Annotated in this window: 16 protein-coding genes; 9 read left to right on the plus strand and 7 right to left on the minus strand. The window is 72.4% G+C overall.

Annotated elements, in window-relative coordinates; all coding sequences use genetic code 11:
* Window positions 1-14 precede the first annotated feature (14 nt).
* Together ACWDN5_RS24230 and ACWDN5_RS24235 are read left to right on the plus strand one after the other, a co-directional pair.
* Window positions 15-575 carry an ArsR/SmtB family transcription factor gene (locus ACWDN5_RS24230; protein WP_310968766.1) on the plus strand — a complete coding sequence of 187 codons (561 nt, stop codon included), beginning with the start codon at window positions 15-17 and terminating at the stop codon, window positions 573-575.
* The gene (locus tag ACWDN5_RS24235) at window positions 572-1,825 is read left to right on the plus strand and encodes an MFS transporter (RefSeq protein ID WP_449677868.1); all 1,254 of its coding nucleotides are present in this window, start codon (window positions 572-574) and stop codon (window positions 1,823-1,825) included. Before ACWDN5_RS24230 ends, ACWDN5_RS24235 begins: the two co-directional genes overlap by 4 nt.
* On the opposite strand, the gene moeA is transcribed toward ACWDN5_RS24235, so the two are convergent.
* Entirely contained in the window at window positions 1,779-2,972 is a 1,194-nt protein-coding gene (gene moeA, locus ACWDN5_RS24240; protein ID WP_449677869.1) for a molybdopterin molybdotransferase MoeA, read from the minus strand. The genes ACWDN5_RS24235 and moeA overlap by 47 nt on opposite strands.
* A 74-nt stretch (window positions 2,973-3,046) precedes the next feature.
* On the opposite strand from moeA, the gene ACWDN5_RS24245 reads away from it, so the two are divergent.
* The 5 genes from ACWDN5_RS24245 to groL all read left to right on the plus strand — a co-directional run bounded on the left by ACWDN5_RS24245 (window position 3,047) and on the right by groL (window position 8,071).
* Window positions 3,047-3,724, plus strand: coding sequence for a TIGR00266 family protein (locus ACWDN5_RS24245; protein WP_310968762.1), 678 nt, complete (start codon window positions 3,047-3,049; stop codon window positions 3,722-3,724).
* Complete coding sequence (locus ACWDN5_RS24250; RefSeq protein ID WP_310968758.1) at window positions 3,724-4,347, plus strand: AIM24 family protein; 624 nt, start codon at window positions 3,724-3,726, stop codon at window positions 4,345-4,347. Before ACWDN5_RS24245 ends, ACWDN5_RS24250 begins: the two co-directional genes overlap by 1 nt.
* Before the next feature lie 112 nt (window positions 4,348-4,459).
* The gene (locus ACWDN5_RS24255; RefSeq protein ID WP_003085446.1) at window positions 4,460-4,666 is read left to right on the plus strand and encodes a cold-shock protein; all 207 of its coding nucleotides are present in this window, start codon (window positions 4,460-4,462) and stop codon (window positions 4,664-4,666) included.
* A 64-nt stretch (window positions 4,667-4,730) separates the two neighbouring features.
* Complete coding sequence (locus ACWDN5_RS24260) at window positions 4,731-6,218, plus strand: serine/threonine-protein kinase (RefSeq protein ID WP_449677870.1); 1,488 nt, start codon at window positions 4,731-4,733, stop codon at window positions 6,216-6,218.
* 224 nt (window positions 6,219-6,442) lie between these two features.
* Window positions 6,443-8,071, plus strand: coding sequence for a chaperonin GroEL (gene groL, locus ACWDN5_RS24265; RefSeq protein WP_086857657.1), 1,629 nt, complete (start codon window positions 6,443-6,445; stop codon window positions 8,069-8,071).
* A gap of 47 nt (window positions 8,072-8,118) precedes the next feature.
* Here groL and ACWDN5_RS24270 read toward each other — a convergent pair whose 3' ends face one another.
* The 3 genes from ACWDN5_RS24270 to ACWDN5_RS24280 form a co-directional block, all read right to left on the minus strand.
* Window positions 8,119-8,439, minus strand: coding sequence for a hypothetical protein (locus ACWDN5_RS24270; RefSeq protein WP_310968755.1), 321 nt, complete (start codon window positions 8,437-8,439; stop codon window positions 8,119-8,121).
* 548 nt (window positions 8,440-8,987) lie between these two features.
* On the minus strand, window positions 8,988-9,206 hold the full coding sequence (locus ACWDN5_RS24275) for a PspC domain-containing protein (protein WP_310968754.1): 219 nt from the start codon (window positions 9,204-9,206) through the stop codon (window positions 8,988-8,990).
* 77 nt (window positions 9,207-9,283) lie between these two features.
* Complete coding sequence (locus tag ACWDN5_RS24280; protein WP_449677871.1) at window positions 9,284-10,213, minus strand: o-succinylbenzoate synthase; 930 nt, start codon at window positions 10,211-10,213, stop codon at window positions 9,284-9,286.
* 74 nt (window positions 10,214-10,287) lie between these two features.
* Here ACWDN5_RS24280 and ACWDN5_RS24285 point away from each other — a divergent pair, with 74 nt between their 5' ends.
* Window positions 10,288-13,065 (plus strand): AfsR/SARP family transcriptional regulator, encoded by a 2,778-nt coding sequence (locus ACWDN5_RS24285; RefSeq protein ID WP_449677872.1) that lies wholly within the window; start codon window positions 10,288-10,290, stop codon window positions 13,063-13,065.
* A 99-nt stretch (window positions 13,066-13,164) separates the two neighbouring features.
* Here ACWDN5_RS24285 and ACWDN5_RS24290 read toward each other — a convergent pair whose 3' ends face one another.
* On the minus strand, window positions 13,165-14,010 hold the full coding sequence (locus ACWDN5_RS24290; protein WP_449677873.1) for a DUF72 domain-containing protein: 846 nt from the start codon (window positions 14,008-14,010) through the stop codon (window positions 13,165-13,167).
* A 1,075-nt stretch (window positions 14,011-15,085) separates the two neighbouring features.
* On the minus strand, window positions 15,086-15,847 hold the full coding sequence (locus ACWDN5_RS24295) for a DUF4253 domain-containing protein (protein ID WP_449677874.1): 762 nt from the start codon (window positions 15,845-15,847) through the stop codon (window positions 15,086-15,088).
* A 294-nt stretch (window positions 15,848-16,141) separates the two neighbouring features.
* Between ACWDN5_RS24295 and ACWDN5_RS24300 the strand changes: the two genes are divergently transcribed.
* The gene (locus ACWDN5_RS24300; protein ID WP_449677875.1) at window positions 16,142-19,192 is read left to right on the plus strand and encodes a BTAD domain-containing putative transcriptional regulator; all 3,051 of its coding nucleotides are present in this window, start codon (window positions 16,142-16,144) and stop codon (window positions 19,190-19,192) included.
* Window positions 19,193-19,322: 130 nt separating this feature from the next.
* On the opposite strand, the gene ACWDN5_RS24305 is transcribed toward ACWDN5_RS24300, so the two are convergent.
* Window positions 19,323-20,969, minus strand: coding sequence for a DNA repair helicase XPB (locus tag ACWDN5_RS24305; RefSeq protein WP_310968748.1), 1,647 nt, complete (start codon window positions 20,967-20,969; stop codon window positions 19,323-19,325).
* Between the last annotated feature and the right edge of the window lie 18 nt (window positions 20,970-20,987).

The following is a 20,987-nucleotide window of genomic DNA, read 5'->3' on the forward strand; positions in this document are numbered from 1 at the left end:
TACTCTTGTGCGTCATGAGCGACGACATCCGGGAGATCCGGGATTCGAAGGTGCTGGCCGCCATGTCCCACCAGCTGCGGCGCCGGCTCCTGGAACTGCTCCACCTCGACGGCCCGGCGACGGCGTCGGTGCTCGCGGCGAAGACCGGCCAAGCGGTCGGCAACGTCAGCCACCACATGAAGGTGCTGGCCGCCGCGAAACTGGTCGAAGAAGCCCCGGAACTGGCCCGTGACCAGCGAGAACGCTGGTGGAAGCGCAGCGCGAGGACACTGCGGTGGGCCGCGGCCGACTTCCCGGGCGACCCGGTCGCCGAAGCCGCCGAGGTCCTCGTGCTCGACCACCAGACGGCGGTCGCCCGCGAATGGATCGCGAACCGCGAGACCTACCCGGAGGAGTGGCGCGGGGCGCCGTTCAGCATCGACACGTGGGTCCGGCTGTCGCGCGACGAACTCGACGAGCTCAACGAGCGGATCTTCCTCCTGATCAGCGAGTTCGAGAACCGCACCGAACCCGGGGACGGCGTCGAGCGCCGCCCGGTCTTCTTCGCCGCGCGAGCGTCGCTGGGCAAGCCGTGAAGGGGCTCTGGGGGAACCGGGACTTCCGGCTGCTCTGGACCGGCGAGACCACGAGCATGCTCGGCAGCATGGTCGCGACGACGGCGTTGCCGCTGGTCGCGGTGGTCACGCTCCAGGCGAGCACCTTCCAGGTCGCGCTGCTGGACGCGGTGGCCTGGCTGCCGTGGCTGCTGGTCGGTCTGCCCGCAGGCGCGTGGGTCGACCGGCTGGCGAAGCGCCCGGTGATGCTCGCCTGCAACACGGTGTCGATGGCGGTGTTCGGCAGTGTCCCGGTCGTGGCCGCGTTCGGGGAGCTCACCATGCCTTACCTGCTGGCCGCCGCTTTGCTCGGCGGGGTGGCGAAGGTGTTCTTCACCCTCGCCTACCGCGCGTACGTGCCCGCGCTCGTCGGCGACCGCGAACTGCTCGAAGCCAACGCGAAGCTCCAGGGCAGCGAGTCCGCGACCCAGGTCGCCGGGCCGGGCCTGGCCGGGTTGCTGGCCCAGGTGTTCGGCCCGGTCAGCGGGGTTCTCGCGGACGCGGTCAGCTTCGGCGTCTCCGTGCTGTGCGTGCGGGCGATCCGGGCGCGCGAGACCGTGGTGCCGCCTCCGCGCACCCGCTTGCGTCACCAGATCGCCGAAGGGCTGCGGTTCGTGGTGGCCGACCGCTACCTGCGGACGCTGATGGTGTTCGGTGCCGTCTCCAACGTCGCGCTCGCCGGGTACAGCGCGATCCAGATCGTTTTCCTGTCCCGCACGCTCGCCGCCGCACCCGGTCTGGTCGGCCTGGTGCTGGCGCTCGCCGCGGGCGGCGGGGTGCTCGGTGCGGTGCTGGCCGGGCGGCTCGGCGCGCGCTTCGGCACCGCCCGCGCGTTCCTGCTCTGCGAGGCGTTCGCCGCGCCGATGCTGTTGCTCGCGCCGCTGAGCGGGCCCGGCTGGGGACTCGTGCTGTTCGTGCTCGCGGTCTTCGGGGTGTGCGCGGGCGTCGTCGCCTCGAACGTGCTGACCACGACGTTCCGGCAGCAGTATTGCCCGCCCGAGCTGTTCAGCCGGATCAACTCGAGCACCTCGATCGTCAACTACGGCACCATCCCGCTGGCCGGGGTGTTCAGCGGCGTGCTGGGCGAGGCGATCGGCGTTCGCCAGACGCTCTGGGTGCTGGCCGGGGTGCTGCTCGCCGCGCTGGCGATGCTCGTCCCGCTGGCGAAGCTGCGGGACTTCCCGGTCAGAGCAGCAGCACGTCCACCTCTTCCCCTTCCCCAGCCGATGTGACGTCCTCCGGGAGCACGATCAGGCAGTTGGCCTGGGTGAACGCGGCCAGCAGGTGCGAGCCCGGGCCGCCGCGGGGGCCGACGATGCCGGTGACCTCCCGGTCGGACGGGGTGAACACGCCCCGGCGGTACTGGCGGCGCCCGGACGGCGAGGTCATCGCCTCGGTCAGCCGGGCCCGCACCCGCCGCCGCGAGACGTCGGTGTGGCCGAGTGCGGTCAGGATCGCCGGGCGCAGGAACGCCTCGAACGACACCAGCACGCTGACCGGGTTGCCGGGCAGCGCCACCACGGGCACGTCGTGCCAGCGCCCGCTGCCCTGCGGCCCGCCCGGCTGCATGGCGATCTTCGCGAACTCGACGCCCTGGCCGGTCAGGGCGTCCTTCACCACTTCGTACGCGCCCGCGCTGACGCCGCCGGAGGTGACCAGCAGGTCGGCGCCCGCCAGCCTGGGCTCGATGACCTTGCGGAACTCCTCGACGTCGTCGACGACGCTGCGGACCACCTCGACCTCGCAGCCGAGGCCGCGGATCGCCGCGGCGAGCATCACGCTGTTGGACTCGTAGATCTGGCCGTGGCGCAGCGGGGCGGGTGCGTCGATCAGCTCGGTGCCGGTCGAGGCCACCACCACCCGCAGCGGCCGGTGCACCCGCACCTCGGCGAGCCCGACCGCGGCCGCGAGGCCCAGCTGCGAGTGGCCCAGCACGGTGCCGGCGTGCAGGGCGACGTCGCCGTCGACGACGTCCTCGCCGGCGCGCCGGATGTGCGCGCCTTCGCGGGCGGGCGCCGAAATGGTCACCTGCGACGTGCCGCCGTCGGTGTCCTCGACCATCACGACGGCGTCCGCGCCCGGTGGCAGCGGCGCGCCGGTCATGATCCGGTGCGCGGTGCCCGGTTCGAGGGGCCGGACGTCGACCCGGCCCGCCGGGATGTCGTCGGCGACCGGCAGGGTCACCGGGGCGGTGGTGACGTCGGCCGCGCGGACCGCGTAGCCGTCCATCGCGGAGTTGTCGAAGGGCGGCAGCGAGACGCCGGCGCGCACGTCTTCGGCCAGGACGAGGCCGGCCGCGGCGGCGAGGGGCAGCGTGGTCGCGGGGGCCGTGCCGAGGAGCGCGGCGACGCGGTCGCGGTAGTCGTCGACGGAGATCACCGGACCATCCTCCCCGCCATCGGCGGGCGTGCAAGACTCTGCCCCGTCACAGGCACGCCGGATGGGGAGCACGCATGCAGGTCGGAATCCGTCAACAGCCTTCGTTCGCCGTCGCCCGGCTGATGCTGGCGCCCGGCGAGCCGTGCCAGGTCGAGTCCGGCGCGATGATGGCGACCAGCTACGGCGTGCAGGTGCAGTCGCAGGCCCAGGGCGGGATCATGAAGGGCCTGGGCCGCGCGTTCCTCTCCGGAGAGTCCTTCTTCATCTCCACCTTCACCGCCCCGCCGAACGGCGGCTGGGTCGACGTCGCCGCCAACCTGCCCGGCGACATCCAGGTGATCACCCTCGACGGCCGCACCGGCTGGGCCGTCACCCGCGGCTGCTGGCTCGCGTCGTCGCACGGCGTGCAGACCGAGACCAAGTGGGGCGGGGTGAAGAACCTGATGGGCGGCGAGGGCGGCTTCCTGACCCACGCCACCGGCCAGGGCCAGCTGCTCGTCTCCTGCTACGGCGCGGTCGAGACCATCACGCTGCAGCAGGGCGAGATGGTGACCATCGACACCGGGCACGTCGTCGCCTACGCCGACACCGTGCAGTACCAGATCCGGAAGGTCGCGCAGGGCATCATCCAGTCGATGAAGAGCGGCGAAGGCCTGGTGTTCGACTTCGTCGGTCCCGGCCAGATCATGACGCAGACGCGCAATCCGTCCGCGCTGATCAGCTGGATCGTCTCCCACGTCCCGTCTCGCTGATGCGCGTCCAGACCCGGCACACGCCCGCCTTCGGGGTCGCCCGCGTCCTGCTGGACCCGGGCGAGGCCGTCCGTGCCGCGCCGGAAACCCTGCTCGCCAGCCGGTTCGGCGTCTCCGAGGCACCGGCCGGCCGGGCCGGTGCCCGCACGGGCAAGAGCGCGGTGTTCGTCTACACCGCGCCCTCCGACGGCGGCTGGATCGACTTCGCGCCGCTGCGCCCCGGCGACGTCTACCCGCTCGACGTCGGCGGCGGCACGGGCTGGTCGGTGCACCGCGACGCGGTCCTGGTGCGGCCGTCGTCGGTCCGGCACGACACCGGCTGGGGCCCGCTGCAGCAGCTCTTCGGCGCCGACTCGGGGTTCCTCGAGCACTACAGCGGAACCGGGCCGCTGGTGCTGGCCGCGCCCGGCCCGGTGGACGCCTTCGAGCTCGGCCAGGGCGAGCTCGTCACGGTCCGGCCGGACTACCTGCTGGCCTACCCCGACACCGTCCAGTGCCGGTTGCGGGCCCTCGATCCGGGCGGGCCGCAGTCGTTGCGCACGGGCGAAGGGCTCGCCCTCGACTTCGCCGGCCCCGGGACGGTGCTCGTGCACGCGCGGAACAGACGCCTTTCGGGTTCGTGATCTTCGGACGAATTGCCCATTGCCGAGGGGAATAATTCCGGTAGCGTGATTGGCACTTCCGCCGCTGGCCTCCGCTCGGGCCAGCGGATCCTTTGTGCTGAGGGAGGGCGCCGTGGCTGTCGGCACCGTCAAATGGTTCAACTCGGAAAAGGGCTACGGGTTCATCGAATCCACGGAGGGGCCGGACGTGTTCGTCCACTATTCGGCCATCCAGTCCGAAGGATTCCGCACTCTGGACGAAGGCGACCGCGTCGAGTTCGAAGTGCAGTCCGGTCGGGACGGCCGTAGCCAGGCAGCCGACGTCCGAAAGGTTTCGTAACACGCTCCTCCGCTGATCGGTGAACCCCCGGCAGGCGCCGAACCAGGGGCGTTAGGCTGCGGGCGTGACAGGCGATGTGTCGGGGGACCTCACCGGTCGCCGGCTGGGCAACTACCGCATCGACGGGGTGCTCGGCAAAGGCGGCATGAGCGTGACCTACAAGGCCACGGACGTGCGGCTCGGCCGCAAGGTGGCCCTGAAGGTCATCGGTGACCACCTCGGGGCCGACGCCGAGTTCCGCGAACGGTTCGTCGACGAGGCGCGCAACACGTCCGCGATCGACCACGCCAACGTCGTGCCGCTGTACGACTTCGGCGAGCTCGACGGCATGCTCTACATCGCCATGCGCATGGTCGACGGCGGCGATCTCGCCGGGCTGATCGCGGGCGGTGCCATCGGGCCCGCGCGCGCACTGACGATGCTCGACCAGGTCGCCGACGCCCTCGACACGCTGCACAACCGTGGTCTGGTCCACCTCGACGTCAAGCCGGCGAACGTGCTGGTGACGAAGAAGGAGACCGCACGCGAACACGTGTACGTCGCCGACTTCGGGCTGACCCGGCGCGGCGCGACCGGGCACCGGACGCGCGGCGGCGACTTCCTCGGCTCGCCCACGTACGCGGCCCCCGAGCACCTGCGCGGGGAGCCGCTGGACGGGCGCACCGACCAGTACGCGCTGACGTGCGTCCTCTACGCCTGCCTCACCGGCAGCCCGCCGTTCAAGGGCGACGTCCCGACGGTGATCAAGGGCCACCTCAACGGCGAGCCGCCGGCGATCTCCCGCGCCGTCGCGCTGCCGCCGGCGATCGACGAGGTGATCCGGCGCGGCATGGCCAAGAACCCGGCCGACCGCTACCCCAGCTGCGTCGAGATGGTCGCGGCCGCCCGCCGCGCGCTCGGCCCGCTCGCCACGTCGGACACCCCGCCGGGTCCGCCCGGGTCCCATTCGGGCGGAATCCCCGCGCCGCAGCGTCCTGGTCAGGTACAACAGGGGCCGCACCAGAACAGCGCACCGCAGGGAGAGGGGGCCCCCGTGCACCCGTACGGAGGACAGCAGCAGCCCGGCTACGGCCAAGGGCCGCACGGGCCGGGCGGTCCGGGTGGGCCGCAGGGGCCGCCGCCGGGGATGCCGCCGCAGGGCCCGCCGCCCGGGTACGGCTACCCGCAGCAGCAGGGGATGCCGCCGCAGGGGATGCCACCCCAAGGCCCGCCGCCCGGGTACGGCTACCCCCAGCAGCCGGGCCTGCCCCCGCCGGGCTACGGCCAGGACCCGATGCGGCTGCGCCCGCCGATGCCCGCGGGCGGCGCCGGCGCGTTCGAGCAGCCGAAGAGCGGCGGCGGCAAGAAGTGGCTCTTCGTCGTGCTGGGCCTGGTCGTGGTGGCCGGCCTGGTCGTCGGCGCGATCTTCCTCTTCAGTGACAGCGGCGGCGGTGGGGGCGGCCAGACGCCCGCGCCGAACATCCCGGTCGGTCCCGACGGCGGCTCGTCGACGAACGCGCCTTCGTCGCTGAACGCACCGCCGACGTCGATCAGCATCAAGCCGAGTTCCTGATCGTGCGACGCTGAGCTGGGTTTCTTGCACTCTCCCCCCGAGAGTGCTAAACACGAACTTGGCACTCGACGCCGTCGAGTGCCAAAGGTCGGGACGGTGAGGCTGACCCCCACCCGGGTCCAGTCGTCCGTCGCGGGCACCGAGCCTGGCCGAGGAAAGAGTCCTGCTGCCGCCGCTGAAGACAAGCGCGGCGGTGGCGCCCAATACCGGAGGACCACACCGCAATGGCCAAACTGATCGCGTTCGACGAGGACGCCCGCCGCGGTCTTGAGCGCGGCTTGAACACCCTCGCCGAAGCCGTCAAGGTGACCCTCGGCCCGCGGGGCCGGAACGTCGTGCTCGAAAAGAAGTGGGGCGCGCCGACCATCACCAACGACGGTGTCTCCATCGCCAAGGAGATCGAGCTCGAGGACCCGTGGGAGAAGATCGGGGCCGAGCTCGTCAAGGAAGTTGCCAAGAAGACCGACGACGTCGCGGGTGACGGCACCACCACCGCCACCGTGCTCGCCCAGGCGCTCGTGCGCGAGGGCCTGCGCAACGTCGCCGCCGGCGCCGACCCGATCAGCCTGAAGCGGGGCATCGAGGCGGCCGTCGAGGCCGTCACCGAGCAGCTGCACAAGGCCGCCGTGCAGATCGAGACCAAGGAGCAGATCGCTGCTACCGCCTCGATCTCGGCCGCGGACCGCACCATCGGCGAGCTGATCGCCGAGGCGCTGGACAAGGTCGGCAAGGAAGGCGTCGTCACCGTCGAGGAGAGCAACACCTTCGGGCTCGAGCTCGAGCTCACCGAGGGCATGCGCTTCGACAAGGGCTACATCTCCGGTTACTTCGTGACCGACCCGGAGCGTCAGGAAGCCGAGCTCGAGGACCCGTACATCCTCCTCTTCGGCTCCAAGATCTCCACCGTCAAGGACGTGCTGCCGCTGCTGGAGAAGGTCATCCAGTCCGGCAAGCCGCTGCTGATCATCGCCGAGGACGTCGAGGGCGAGGCGCTGGCCACCCTGATCGTCAACAAGATGCGCGGCACCTTCAAGTCCGTCGCCGTCAAGGCCCCGGGCTTCGGTGACCGCCGCAAGGCGATCCTGCAGGACATCGCGATCCTGACCGGTGGCCAGGTCATCTCCGAGGACGTCGGCCTCAAGCTGGAGAACGCGGACCTGTCCCTGCTGGGCAAGGCCCGCAAGGCCGTCATCACCAAGGACGAGACGACCATCGTCGAGGGTGCGGGCGACGCCGACCAGATCCAGGGTCGCGTCAACCAGATCCGCGCCGAGATCGAGAACTCGGACTCGGACTACGACCGCGAGAAGCTGCAGGAGCGGCTCGCGAAGCTGGCCGGCGGCGTGGCCGTCATCAAGGCCGGCGCCGCGACCGAGGTCGAGCTCAAGGAGCGCAAGCACCGCATCGAGGACGCGGTGCGCAACGCGAAGGCCGCCGTGGAAGAGGGCATCGTCGCCGGTGGTGGCGTGGCCCTGATCCAGGCCGCCGAGGCCGCGTTCGCGGGCCTGAAGCTCGAGGGCGACGAGGCCACTGGTGCCAACATCGTCAAGGTGGCCGTCGAGGCCCCGCTCAAGCAGATCGCGATCAACGCCGGCCTCGAGGGCGGCGTCGTGGTGGAGAAGGTCAAGGGCCTGCCGCAGGGTCACGGCCTCAACGCCGCCACGGGTGTCTACGAGGACCTGCTCGCCGCCGGCGTGCCGGACCCGACGAAGGTCACCCGCTCCGCGCTGCAGAACGCCGCTTCCATCGCGGCGCTGTTCCTGACCACCGAGGCCGTCGTGGCGGACAAGCCGGAGAAGGCTTCGGCCGCTCCCGCCGACCCGTCCGGTGGCATGGGTGGCATGGACTTCTGAGCCACGCTCGAAAAGAGCCCGGTCCGCTTCGGCGGGCCGGGCTTTTTCTATGGCTTGGTGAAGAACCAGACGGCGTAGGCACCGACGATCACGACACCGAGAGCGAGCACGCCCAGGCCCCCGAGCCAGGCGGTGCTCTTCCGGTCGGCTTCCAGGCCGACGACGATGGCGCCGATGCCGGTGAGCATGACCCAGATCGCCAGCGCCGCGGCGGTGTAGAGCACGGTCCTGGCGGCCCTCACCCCGCCGGTGTCACCGGAGGACAACACGGCATAACCGGCGAAAGCGGTCAGCCCCAGCCCGGCGATCAGGTACAACCCGCCCAAGATCCCGACGACGACCTTCGCGGCGGTGTTTCCGTGATCCACGAGCGCGAACCCTAGCCCCTCGAACGGGATTCGCGGTGCGGTTTTCGGCCGCTCGGCCGAGCGCGGTACGCCGAACGGCCCGGACGTCCCCTGGCGTCCGGGCCGTTCGCTTCGTGCCTGCCGCGTCCCCCGACGGCGGCATTCCCCCGACCCGCGCTCCCCACGCGAGCTGCTTCGGTCACCCGCACCCCCGCGCGAGTGGTGTTCGGTCGATCCGCGTCCCTGCGCGGGTCGTGTTCGGTCGACCCGCGCCCCCCGCGGGTTGCTTCCCCCAACCCGCGCCCCTGACGCGGGTTGCTTCGGTCCCCGCGTCCCCGCCCGGGTTGTGTTCGGCCGATCCGCGCCCCTGACGCGGGTTGTGTTCGGTCGACCCGCGCCCCGACGCGGGTTGCTTCCCCCCGACCCGCGCTCCCCACGCGAGCTGCTTCGGTCCCCGCGTCCCCGCGCGGGTTGTGTTCGGCCACCCGCGCCCCCGCGCGGGTCTGTTCAGCGCGCCCCCGGTGTCCGGCGGGCGCGGGCTTCCCCTGCGAGCCCGCGCCCGCCCGCGTTCAGGAGTCCTCTTCGGGGGTCAGGATGGCGGCGGCGACGTAGACCGGGATGGCGATCCCGACGGAGAGGAACACGGCGGCGACCATGCCGATCCGCAGGACGTTGGCGTCGATGCCGAGGTAGGTGGCCCAGCCGCCGCAGACGCCGGTGAGCATTTTGTCGGTCCGGCTGCGGCGGAGCTTCTTGGTGGTTTCCGGGGTGTACACGCTGTTCGTCATGGCTCAATAGTGGCTCCCGGGCACCCCCGGCCACATCGGGAACGGCCCCGACCCCGACCCTGAACTTGCCCTCGGGGTCAGGACAGCGCGCACACCCGGGCCAGCCGGTCCGCCCAGGCCGCCGCGACCCCGGGCGCCGCCGGGTAGGCCGCCGTGGGCTCCGGGGCGGCCCGCAGGACCGGCAGATAGCCGTCCACAGGGGACAGTGGGTCCGCGCAGACGTCCCCCTCCAGCAACGAAAGCGTCCCGAGTCCACAAGCGAATTCCAGCGACGGCAGCGCGCCGGCCAGTGCCAGCCCGGCCGCCAGGCCCACGCTCGTCTCCACCGCCGACGACACCACGCACGGCAGCCCGCACGCCTCGGCGACCTCCAGCGCCCGCCGGACGCCTCCCAGCGGGGCGACCTTCAGCACCGCGATGTCCGCCGCTCCGGCGACCGCCACCTTCAGCGGGTCCTCCGCGCGGCGGATCGACTCGTCGGCCGCGATCCGGACGGCCACCCGGCGCCGGACCGCGGCCAGGTCCTCGATCGACGGGCACGGCTGTTCCGCGTACTCCAGCCCGCCCGCCGCCTTGTCGAGGTCGGCGATCGCGCGCACCGCCGTGTCGACGTCCCACGCCATGTTGGCGTCGACGCGGATCGCCCCGCCGGGGCCGAGCGCGTCGCGGACCGCCTCCACCCGGGCGCAGTCGTCGGCCAGGGAGACGCGCGGATCGGCGACCTTCACCTTCGCCGTGCGGCAGCCGGAGGCGCGGACCAGTTCGTGCGCTTTCGCGGGATCGACCACCGGCACCGTCGTGTTCACCTCGATCCGGTCGCGGACCGGCGCGGGCCAGCCGGCGTCGGTCGCTTCGACCGCCGAGTGCAGCCACGGGACGCTTTCGGCGTCGGAGTAGTCGGCGAACGGGCAGAACTCGCCCCAGCCCGCCGGGCCGTGCAGCAGCACGCCCTCACGGACGGTGATGCCGCGGAACCGGGTGCGCAGGGGGATCGCGTAGACCTTCATCGAGGCCGATCATGCCACCGTGCCGCGTCTCGCAAACAGGTGCCGAACTGCGCGTTTCCGGCAAGAATGACTCCGTGGTCCTCGATTTCCGCGTACTGGGTCCGGCCGAGGTCACGGCCGACGGCCGCCCGGTACCGCTCGGGGGCAGCCGGCCGCTGATCGTGCTGGCCGGCCTTCTGCTGCGCGCGAACCGGGTCGTGCCGGTCGACGAGCTCGGCCGCTGGCTGTGGAACGACGACCGCCGCCGCTCCAAGGGCGCGCTCCAGACGTACGTGCTCCGCCTGCGCCGGGCGCTCGGCGACCAGGTCGCCATCCGCACGGAGAGCGGCGGTTACCTGATCGAGCTCGACGACGACCTGCTCGACCTGACCCGGTTCCGCGCGCTCGCCGTCCGCGGCAAGGCGGCGATGGACCGCGGCGACAGCCGCAGGGCAGCCGCGCTGTTCGCCGAAGCGCTCGCGCAGTGGCGCGGCCCGGCGCTGCTGAACGTCGAGTCCGACGCACTGCACCGCGACGAAGCCGGCCAGCTGGCCGAGGAACGGCTGCGCGTGCGCGAGCAGTGGGCGGACGCGCTGGTCGAAGTCGGCGAGTACGGCACCGTCGTCCCCGAACTCGCCCGGCTGACCAGGGAGAACCCGCTGCGGGAGCGGCTGCACGAGCAGCTGATGATCGCGCTGTACCGGTCGGGCCGCCAGGCCGAGGCGCTGGAGGTGTACCGCCGGATCAGCCGCGTGCTGGCCGACGAGCTCGGGCTCGACCCCGGGCCGTCGCTGCAGCGCACCCGGCAGGCGATCCTGACCGGCACCGACGGCGGCGACCCCGTGCGCTACCGGCCCGGCGTCGACCCGCAGGTGCCGCACCAGCTGCCCGCCGACCTGCGGACCTTCTCCGGGCGCGAGGGCGACCTCAAGGCACTGCACGCGCTGCTGCCGGAGGCGGTCGACGCCGGCGCGTCGACGCCGATCGCGTCCGTCGAAGGCATGGGCGGCATCGGCAAGACGACCCTGGCCGTGCACTTCGCGCACGAGATCGCCGACCGGTTCCCCGGTGGGCAGGTGTACCTCAACCTGCGCGGCTACGGCCCCGGCGAGCCGGTCGAGCCGTCGGCGGCGCTGGAGGCCGTGCTCACCGCGCTCGGCGTCCCGTGCGACCAGATCCCCGCCGACCTCGACGGCCGCGCGGCGAGCTGGCGGACGCACACCGCTGGACGGCGGCTCCTGGTCGTGCTCGACAACGCCAACCGCACCGAGCAGGTGAGCCCGCTGCTGCCGGGGCCCGGCTGCCTGGTCGTGATCACCAGCCGCTGGCAGCTGCGCGCGCTGGTCGCGACGCACGGCGCGCGCCGGATCGCGCTGGAGGAGCTCGGCGACGAGGACGCCGTCGCGTTGCTGGCGGCGACGATCGGCCACGACCGGGTGGCCCGCGATCCGGCGGCGGCCGAACGGTTCGTGCGCTACTGCGGCGGGCTGCCGCTGGCGATCCGGATCCTTGCCGTGCGCGCGGCGCAGTTCCCCGACCTGCCGCTCGACGAATTCGTCGATTCCCTCGACAGCGACCTGCTCGGCTCGTTCGACCTCGCCGACGGCGAAGGAACCAACATCCGGTCGGTCTTTTCGTACTCCTACCAGGCATTGGCGCCGTCGACGGCCCGGCTGCTGCGGCTGCTCGGGCTGCACACCGGCGTCGACTTCACCGCGCCGGCGGCGGCCGCGGTCGCCGGGCTCGACGTCGCCGAGACCCGGCCGATGCTCGAAACCCTGGCCGCCGCGCACTTGCTGGCCCAGCCACGCCCGGGCCGCTACCAGTTCCACGACCTCATCCGGGCGTACGCGGCTTCGCAGGTCGATTCGGCTTCGGAGCACGACGCCGCTCTGGACCGGTTGCTGGGCTGGTACCTGGCGTCGGCACTGAACGCGTCACGGCGGATGCGGCCCGAGCGCTACTACCGGCTGCTGGAGCTCGACGACCTCGAGGGCGGCCTTTCGTTCTCCGAGTACCGCGAGGCGCTGGACTGGTTCGGCGAGGAGAACGGCAACCTCATCGCGGCGGTGCACCTGGCGCGGCGCCGGGGCCGCGACGACGTCTGCTGGAAGCTCGCCTGGCTGCTGCAGAGCTATTTCGTGACGCGCTCGCGGCTCGAGGACTGGCGGTCGGTGTTCGCGGTGGCGCTCGAAGCCGCGCGGGCGAGCGGCCACCGGCCGGGCGAGGCGGGGATCCTGAGCGGGCTCGGCGTCGTCAACGGCGTCGCCCGGCAGTACGCGGAATCCCGGCGGTACCTGGAGCAGGTGCTCGCGATCCAGCGCGAGCTCGGGGCGCGCGAGGGTGAGGCGCGGGCGCAGTACAACCTGGCGATGGCGGCGCACAACCTCGAAGACTGCGCCTGGGCGTACGAGCACGGCGTGCAGGCGCTGGAGATCGTCCGCGAGCTGGGGCTGGGGCACTTCGAGGCGAGTGTGCTGCGGGCACTGGGCGACATCTGCACGTCGATGGGCGATCACGAGCAGGCGCTGCGCCTGGCCGACGCGGCGCTGGCGATCCTGGACCCGGACGGGCGTCCGGTGGACACGCGGTTCACCCAGCACACGCGCGGCCTGGCCCTGATCGGCCTCGGCCGGGTCGAGGAAGGCATCGCGTGCATCCGCGACTCGGTGGAGATGTTCTTCGCGATGGACGAGCAGTACGAGGCGGCGGACGTCCTCGCCCAGCTGGGCACGATCCACCTGCGTCACGGCGACGCGGCACTGGCCCGCGAGTGCTGGCTCCGCTCGGTGCGCCTGCTGACGGAGCTGGGTCACCCGGACGCGGACGACGTCCGCGCCAAGCTGGCGGCGCTGGTGGTGGTGGGCGCCTGAGTCTTCGGGTCCGGACGGCGCGCGTGCCGACCCCCAGTGGCAGCACGCAAGCCGTCCGGCCCGCAGGGTTCATTAGAAGGGGCGGCGCTCACTGTCCACTCACTGTCTCGTGATCGGTGCCACCCCGAGCAGGTCGGCGAGGCATTCGGCGTTCCGGGGAGCCTCGACTTTGACGTCGTTGTCGAAGTAGACGTGCACGTCCCGCCGTCCGCCGTCGTGCCAGGCCCGGATCTTTTCGGCCCAGTTGCGCAGGGCCCGGTCGGAGTAGCCGCTGACGTAGAGTTCTTCGTCGCCGTGCAGCCGGACGTAGGCGAAGTCGGCGGTCTGGTCTTCGAGGAACGGCCACTTGCCGGCGGTATCGGCGACGACGAGGGCGATGCCGTGTTCTTCGAGGAGCTTTTTGGCGGCGGGCTCGGCGAAGCTGGGGTGCCGGACTTCGAGGGCGTGCTGCAGCGGTTTCCGCGCGCCGGCTTCGAGGTGGGGAGTGCCCTTGAGCTTGTCGTCGTGCTTCGCGGCGAGCTGGGCGGCATCGGTGGTGGTGCGGGGAAGCAGGGCGAAGAAGTTCTCGAGCCGTTCGGGATCGAAGGAGAGTCGAGGCGGAAGCTGCCAGAGGAAGGGGCCGAGCTTCGCACCGAGGGCGAGGACGCCGGAGGCGTAGAAGTTCGCGAGCGCGGTTTCGACGCCGCGGAGTTGCTTCATGTGGGTGATGAAGCGCCCACCCTTGACGGCGAAGAGGAAGTCGTCGGGGGTTTCGTCGAACCAGGCGCGATAGCGCTCGGGGCGTTGCAGGGAGTAGAAGGAGCCGTTGATTTCGACGGCGTTCATCCGCCGCGAGAGGTATTCGAGTTCCCGCCGCTGCGCGAGCCCGGGTGGGTAGAAAACCCCGCGCCACGGCGGATAGCGCCACCCGGAGGTCCCGATCCGGATCTCGGCGATCGTGCTCACCCGCCTTTCCGTCTGGGCGGGTGGTTCCCGGTCGTCCGGTGCTCCAAACGCGGGCTCGGCCGGACGGGCGGGCTGAGGGTTGGGACAGGCGACCCAGTTTTGTGGACGCTCGTCTGGCTTGTGTTCGAGGGCCGTCCTCGCCGGACGGGCAGGCTCTGGGATGAGCTCGGGGGCGCTTCTTGGCTCGCCTTTGTGTGTGGGTCGCCGGGTGGTCATCCCGTCGCCTGGGCGAGGCCTATCACTTTGAGCCAGGCCCGCAAGCTCGGGTTTTCGGCTTGGCTTGGTGGGGTGGTTGCGGGCCTGGCTCAAAGTGATTCGACGGCCTCAGGCGACGGGATGACCTCCCGGCTTCTTTTGGGTGGGCGGCTTTGCGGTCTGGCGGCCGCTTGCCGCCCAGGGGTGGCTGGCGTTCCGGCCCGGCCTCTGGCGCCGGCCACGCGACCGTCGCCGGCTCGCCGCCGGGCCCCTCGCTGCCAGTCCGGGAGCGGCGGGAGTGCCGCCCGGCAGCGGAGCGGGCGCAACCGCGCCCGCGCCCGACCCGACCCGACCCGGCCTGGCCTGGCCTGGTCGCGCGACTTTCGCCCGCTCGCCGCCGGGCGGGAGCGGCGGGAGTGCCGCCCGGCGGCGAAACGGGCGCAACCTCGCCCGCTCCGGGCGGCGCCCCGGCTACAGCCCCGGCCATGCGACCCCCGGCCACTCGCCGCCGGGCGGCAGTGCCGTCCGGCGGGTGGAATGGCGCAACCCTTGCCCGCGCCCGACCCGCCCTGGCCGCGCGACCCTGGCCGGTCGCCGCCCGGCAGCGGAGCGGGCGCAACCTCGCCCGCGCCCGGCTGGCCTCCGGTCTCCGGCCCAGCCGCGCGACCCTCGCCCGCTCGCCGCCGGGCGGGTGCGGCGGGAGTGCCGCCCGGCGGCGAAACGGGCGCAACCTCACCCGCCCCAGGCCGACGCCCCAGCTACAGCCCCGGCCATGCGACCCTCGGCCACTCGCCGCCGGGCGGCAGTGCCGTCCGGGTGGAACGGCGCAACCCTTGCCCGCGCCCGACCCGCCCCGGCCCTGGCCGCGCGACTCAACCCGTCAAGCCCAGGAAAACCTCCAGTGCCGTGACTGGACCAGACCCGAGGCGTACTCCCGCAGATTCCCCGGCTGCCCCGCGAACGTCGGCAAGCTGAATGCCCGGTGCTCTGCCGCCACCGTCAGTGCGCGGGCCTGGTTCCTCGGCGGGGCCGCCACCGAGAGCTCCATTGCGTCGAACCCCAGCACCACCAGCGTTGCCCCGAAGCGGTCCTCCCAGCTCCTCAGCACCGCCGACAGCTCTGCCACCTGGTCCGTGCACTTGATCATGCCCGTCCAGCCCAGCAACGCCGGGATGTCGGCCGGGCGCTCCGTCTGGACCAAGCCCAGCCTGTGGGGTGCGCGCGTTGCCAGGATCGAACCCGTGTTGCCCGCCTCGGCCAGTGGGTCGGACCTGCGCGGGCTGCGCTTCGCCAGGCCTGGGAAGCGGGCGCCGAACGGACGGAGGCACGCGCCGTCACAGCAGGAGCCGTCCCACCAGCGGGACAGGGCTGCCGCCGGGTCCGCTGTGGCCACCCGGTGGCCGGCCGGAGCCAGGCGGCCTCGGTCGTCGATCCAGTCCTCGCCGTTCGCCGCGAAGCGCTGGTCGTGGGGGATCAGCACCGGCCACAGCCCCGATCGCTCGAACTCGGCCACGCAGCCGAGGTAGCGCTCGGGCCGGGTCAGCGGCAGGTCGGACACCCACAGCCGGCCGTGCCACGACCCCGGTGGGAGGGTCTGGACCGGCGGCGCGGGCGTACCGGGGCGGAGCGGTGCGATCGTCATGGACGTCCCCTCGAACTTGTGTTCGGTTCCTGCACCTCGAACAGTAGTTCGAGGGTCCGACAATTTCCAGCGTTTCGGCCGCTCATCCGTTCGAGTGAATCGGCAAACATGCAGTTCAGCGCCTTGCTGATACGCGTGTGACGCAAGATGTTGCTGAGACACGCCACTGCGCCGAAGGGGTGGCGCAGCCGACATGAGACGAACCCGACAGACCGGTCACCTGTGCGGATCTTGCCTAGCCGGTGATCGGTTGCCAGGCTCTCCGTCTAAGAGACACGCAGGCGGAGGGGGTGTATGGAATTCCACGTGCTCGGCCCGGTCGAGGTGGTCGTCGCGGGGACGGCGGCCGGCCTCGGTGGCCCGAAACCGCGCACGCTGCTCGCCCTCCTGGCCGTGAACGCCGGGCACGTCGTCCCGCTGGAGCAGCTGATCGACGCGATCTGGGGCGAAGATCCGCCCGAGCAGGCGCGCGCCGCCGTCTACACCTACGTCTCCGCCCTGCGCCGCGCGCTGGCCGACGGTGGTGACCCCGACGTCATCGCGCGCAGTGGTGGCGGTTACCGGCTGGCCGCCGACCTCGACCAGGTCGACCTGCACGCCTTCGTGCGGGAGGCGTCCGCGGGCCGGCGCGCCAAGGCGGCCGGCGAACCCCGGCGGGCCGTTGCCCACCTCCGGCAGGCGCTCGCGGTGTGGCGGGGGAACGCCCTCGGCGGGACGCAGGGCCGGTGGGCCGAGAACGAACGCGCCCGGCTGGACGAACTGCGGATCGCGGCGCTGGAGGACTGCGTCGACGTCGAACTCGAGACCGGCGAAGGCGAATCGCTCGTCTCGGAGCTGACGTCGGCCGTCGCCGAGCACCCGTTGCGCGAGCGGCTGCGCGCCCAGCTCATGCTCGCCCTGCACCAGAGCGGCCGCCGGGGCGACGCGCTCGCCTGCTACCAGGACGGGCGGAAGACGCTGCTCGCCGAGCTCGGCCTGGAGCCCGGCCCGGTGCTGCTCGCGGCCCACGAGCGCGTCCTGCGTGACGAACCCGAAGCGCCGGCGTCCCGGCCGGGAACCGACCTGCGGGTGCCGGTGCCGAGCCAGCTCCCGTTCGACATCGCCGACTTCACCGGCCGCGGGCACGAAGTGGCGGAGCTGACGCGCCGGCTGTCCGACGGCGAGGCCACCGGCTCGCGGCTGTGCGCGGTCTACGGCAAACCCGGCGCGGGCAAGAGCACCGTCGCCGCGCACGTCGCGCACCGCGTCCGGGGGCAGTTCCCCGACGGCCAGCTCTACGTCTCGCTGCGCGGGGTGCAGGCCGTCCGCGCCGATCCGGCCGAGGTGCTGGCGGGGTTCCTGCGCGCGCTGGGCATGGCGGACGCGGACATCCCCGCGCGCCTCGAGGAACGCGCCCAGCTCTACCGCACCCTGCTCGCCGACCGGCGCATCCTCGTGGTGCTCGACGACGCGTCCGACGAACGCCAGGTCCGCCCGCTGCTGCCCGGCGGCCACACCGGCGCGGCGCTGGTGACGAGCCGGGAACGCCTCGGCGCGCTCGGCGGCGCGGCCCACCTGCACCTGCCCGTGCTGGACGAAGCGGAGGCGCTGGACCTGCTGGGCCGGGTCATCGGCGACGCCAGGGTGGCGGAGCAACCCGAAGCCGCCGGCGAGCTGGTGCGCTTGTGCGGCAACCTGCCGCTGGCCGTCCGGATCGCCGGGGCCCGCCTCGCCGCCCGGCCGCGGTGGAAGGTCGGCCGGCTCGCCGAACGCCTCCGCGTGCAGCACCGGGTCCTGCAGGAGCTCACCCTCGGCGACCTGGAGGTCCGCGGCAGTTTCGCGCTCAGCTACGACGGCCTGGACGACCGCGAACGGACCGCGTTGCGCCGGCTCGGCCTCCTCGACGTCTCCTCGTTCGGCGCGTGGGTGGTGGCGCCCCTGCTCGGCTGCGACGGCCACGAAGCGGAGGAAGTGGTCGAGCGGCTCGTCGACGCCCAGCTGCTCGATGTGTCCATTGTGGACGACGGTGGTGGCGCCCTGCGGTACCAGATCCACGACCTGACGCGCGCCTTCGCCCGGGAACGCGGTGAGGCGGAGGAGACCGCGGACGAGGCCAAGGCGTCGGCCGAGCGGGCCGCCGAGTGCTGGCTCGGCCTCGTCGAGCTCGCGGGCAGCCGGGCGCCGCACGCTCCCGCCGAGGGCAGCACGCTGGCGCGGTACCTGACGCCGGCGCAGGTCGACGAAATCCTCACCGACCCCGAGGCGTGGTTCGACGCGGAGCAGACCGGCCTGGTCGGGGTGGTCGAGCGCGTCAGCGGGCTGGACCTCACCGACGTCGCCACCCGGCTGGCGGCGGCGTTGTGCTCGTCGGTGTTCGCCGTGCGCAACCTGTTCGGGCAGTGGTGGCGCACGCACAACGCCGCGCTCGCGGCCGCGCGCCGGACCGGCGACCGCATCGGTGAGGCGCGGCTGCTGTCGGGCCTGGGCTGGCTGCGCTACGAACAGGACCGCTTCGACGAGTCGATCGCCTACCACGAGCAGGCCCTCGCCGCCTACGAGCTGGACGGCGACCGGCGCGGGGAGGCGATGAGCCGGCTCGACCTCAGCGTCGTGCAGTGCGAATACGGCCAGTTCGCCCAGGCGCGGCACTCGCTCGACCTCGCCCTGCCCGCGCTGCGGGAGCTGGGCGAGAAGCAGGCCGAGATCCAGGCGCTGCACGGGCTCGGCCGCGTCCTCACCGAGCAGGGCGAGCTGGACGAGGCCCTGGTCGCCGCCGAACTCGCCGTGGCGGGGTACGCGTCGATGGGCGACAAGAGCAGCCACGCGCTCGCCCTGCGCTCGGTGAGCCTCGTGCACCGAGCCGCCGGACGGCTCGCCGAGGCGGCCCGGTGCAGCCAGGAGGCGGTGGACCTGCTGCGTCCCGCCGACGACCCGCTGATGTCCGCCTACGCCGTGCAGGCGCTCGCCAAGGTCCGCATCCGCCAGGGCCGGGGCGCGGGGGTGCGCGAGGCCATGCTCGCCTGCCTCGCCACCTGCCACGAGATGCAGGACGGCTTCGGCCAGGGACTGATGCTGCGCACCCTGGGCGAACTGGAGCTCGCCGCCGGCCGCTTCCTCGACGCGCGCGCCCACCTCGAGCGGTCGGTGCAGTGGTGGGACGCGCTGCTGCTCCCGGTGTGGCGGGCGCGTGCCCTGCGGGACCTCGCCACGACCCTCGACGCGCTCGGCGAGACCGCGGGCGCCGAAGCGGCGTGGACGGAGGCCGTGGGCATTTTCCGGCTGCACGGCAGCCGCGAGGCGCGGGAGCCCCGGCCGGTGCTCCGGCTTCCGAACCCGGCGGAGAGCTCTCCTACCGTTCGGAACTGATCGTTTCCGCTGGCCAGAGCGTTTTAGGTTTCTTTGATCGTGGTGGGAGACGCTGGTTCCGGGGTAAGGGTGAGGGCCACGTCGAGGGGGCGTGACCCTCACCCTTCTACTGACCCGGGCGCCTACCGGCTCACAGCGGCCTGAGCAGGTCGTCCGCGTCCACGATGTGGTACGCGTAGCCCTGCTCCGCCAGGAACCGCTGGCGGTGGGCCGCGTACTCCGTGTCCACCGTGTCGCGCGAGACGATCGAGTAGAAGTGCGCCTGCCGTCCGTCGCCCTTCGGGCGCAGCAGCCGGCCCAGCCGCTGGGCCTCCTCCTGGCGGGAGCCGAACGTGCCCGAGATCTGGATCGCCACCGATGCCTCCGGCAGGTCGATCGAGAAGTTCGCCACCTTCGAGACCACCAGCGTGCGGATCTCGCCGCGGCGGAACTTGTCGAACAGCTCCTCGCGCTCCTTGTTGCGGGTCGCGCCCTGGATCACCGGGGCGTCGAGCTCGTCGCCGAGCATCTCCAGCTGGTCCAGGTACGCGCCGATCACCAAGGTCGGCTCGCCCGCGTGCTTGGCCACGATCGACTTGATCACCGGGGTCTTCGTCAACGCCGTCGCCGCCAGCTTGTAGCGCTCGTCGGCCTCGGCCGTGGCGTACTCGAGGCGCTCGGCGTCCGTCAGCGTGACGCGGACCTCCGTGCACTCCGCCGGGGCGATCCAGCCCTGGGCCTCGATATCGCGCCACGGGACGTCGTAGCGCTTCGGGCCGATCAGGGAGAACACGTCGCCCTCGCGGCCGTCCTCGCGGACCAATGTCGCCGTCAGGCCGAGGCGGCGGCGGGACTGCAGGTCCGCCGTCATCCGGAACACCGGGGCCGGGAGCAGGTGGACCTCGTCGTAGACGACCAGGCCCCAGTCGCGGGAGTCGAACAGCTCCAGGTGCTTGTACTCGCCCTTGGTCTTGCGGGTGATCACCTGGTACGTGGCGATCGTGACCGGCCGGATCTCCTTCTTCTCGCCGGAGTACTCGCCGATCTCCTCCTCGGTCAGCGACGTCCGCGCGATCAGCTCGCGCTTCCACTGCCGGCCGGCGACCGTGTTCGTCACCAGGATCAGGGTCGTCGCCTGGGCACGCGCCATCGCCGCGGCACCGACCAGCGTCTTGCCGGCGCCGCACGGCAGCACGACGACGCCGGAGCCGCCCGCCCAGAACGCCTCGGCGGCCATCCGCTGGTAGTCGCGCAGGTGCCAGTCCTGCTCGTCCAGCGCGATCGGGTGGGCTTCACCGTCGACGTACCCGGCCAGGTCCTCGGCCGGCCAGCCGACCTTCAGCAGCGCCTGCTTCAGCCGCCCGCGCTCGGACGGGTGCACGATGACGGTGTCCTCGTCGATCCGGGCGCCCAGCATCGGGCTGATCTTCTTGTTCCGGACGACCTCGGCCAGCACCGCGCGGTCGGTGGTGGACATCACCAGCCCGTGCGCCGGGTGGTTGGCGATCTGCAGCCGCCCGAACCGGCCCATGACGTCGACGACGTCGATCAGCAGCGGCTGCGGCACGGGGAAGCGCGAGTACGTCGTCAGCGCGTCGACGACCTGCTCGGCGTCGTGGCCGGCGGCACGCGCGTTCCACAAGGCGAGGGGCGTGATCCGGTAGGTGTGGACGTGCTCGGGTGCGCGTTCGAGCTCGGCGAACGGCGCGATCGCGACCCGCGCGTCATCGGCCTGGGGGTGGTCGACCTCCAGGAGCACGGTCTTGTCGGACTGGACGATCAACGGGCCATCAGTCACAACTACTGTTATACGTGC

It is taken from the genome of Amycolatopsis sp. NPDC003731 (genome assembly GCF_053586895.1).

What these genes read in the sequence shown, in the direction of transcription:
- ACWDN5_RS24275 (WP_310968754.1), bottom strand. Translation starts at nt 9,206, where the DNA reads ATGACGAACAGCGTGTACACCCCGGAAACCACCAAGAAGCTCCGCCGC.
- ACWDN5_RS24245 (WP_310968762.1), top strand. Translation starts at nt 3,047, where the DNA reads ATGCAGGTCGGAATCCGTCAACAGCCTTCGTTCGCCGTCGCCCGGCTG.
- ACWDN5_RS24300 (WP_449677875.1), top strand. Translation starts at nt 16,142, where the DNA reads ATGGAATTCCACGTGCTCGGCCCGGTCGAGGTGGTCGTCGCGGGGACG.
- ACWDN5_RS24250 (WP_310968758.1), top strand. Translation starts at nt 3,724, where the DNA reads ATGCGCGTCCAGACCCGGCACACGCCCGCCTTCGGGGTCGCCCGCGTC.
- ACWDN5_RS24230 (WP_310968766.1), top strand. Translation starts at nt 15, where the DNA reads ATGAGCGACGACATCCGGGAGATCCGGGATTCGAAGGTGCTGGCCGCC.
- ACWDN5_RS24280 (WP_449677871.1), bottom strand. Translation starts at nt 10,213, where the DNA reads ATGAAGGTCTACGCGATCCCCCTGCGCACCCGGTTCCGCGGCATCACC.
- ACWDN5_RS24295 (WP_449677874.1), bottom strand. Translation starts at nt 15,847, where the DNA reads ATGACGATCGCACCGCTCCGCCCCGGTACGCCCGCGCCGCCGGTCCAG.
- groL (WP_086857657.1), top strand. Translation starts at nt 6,443, where the DNA reads ATGGCCAAACTGATCGCGTTCGACGAGGACGCCCGCCGCGGTCTTGAG.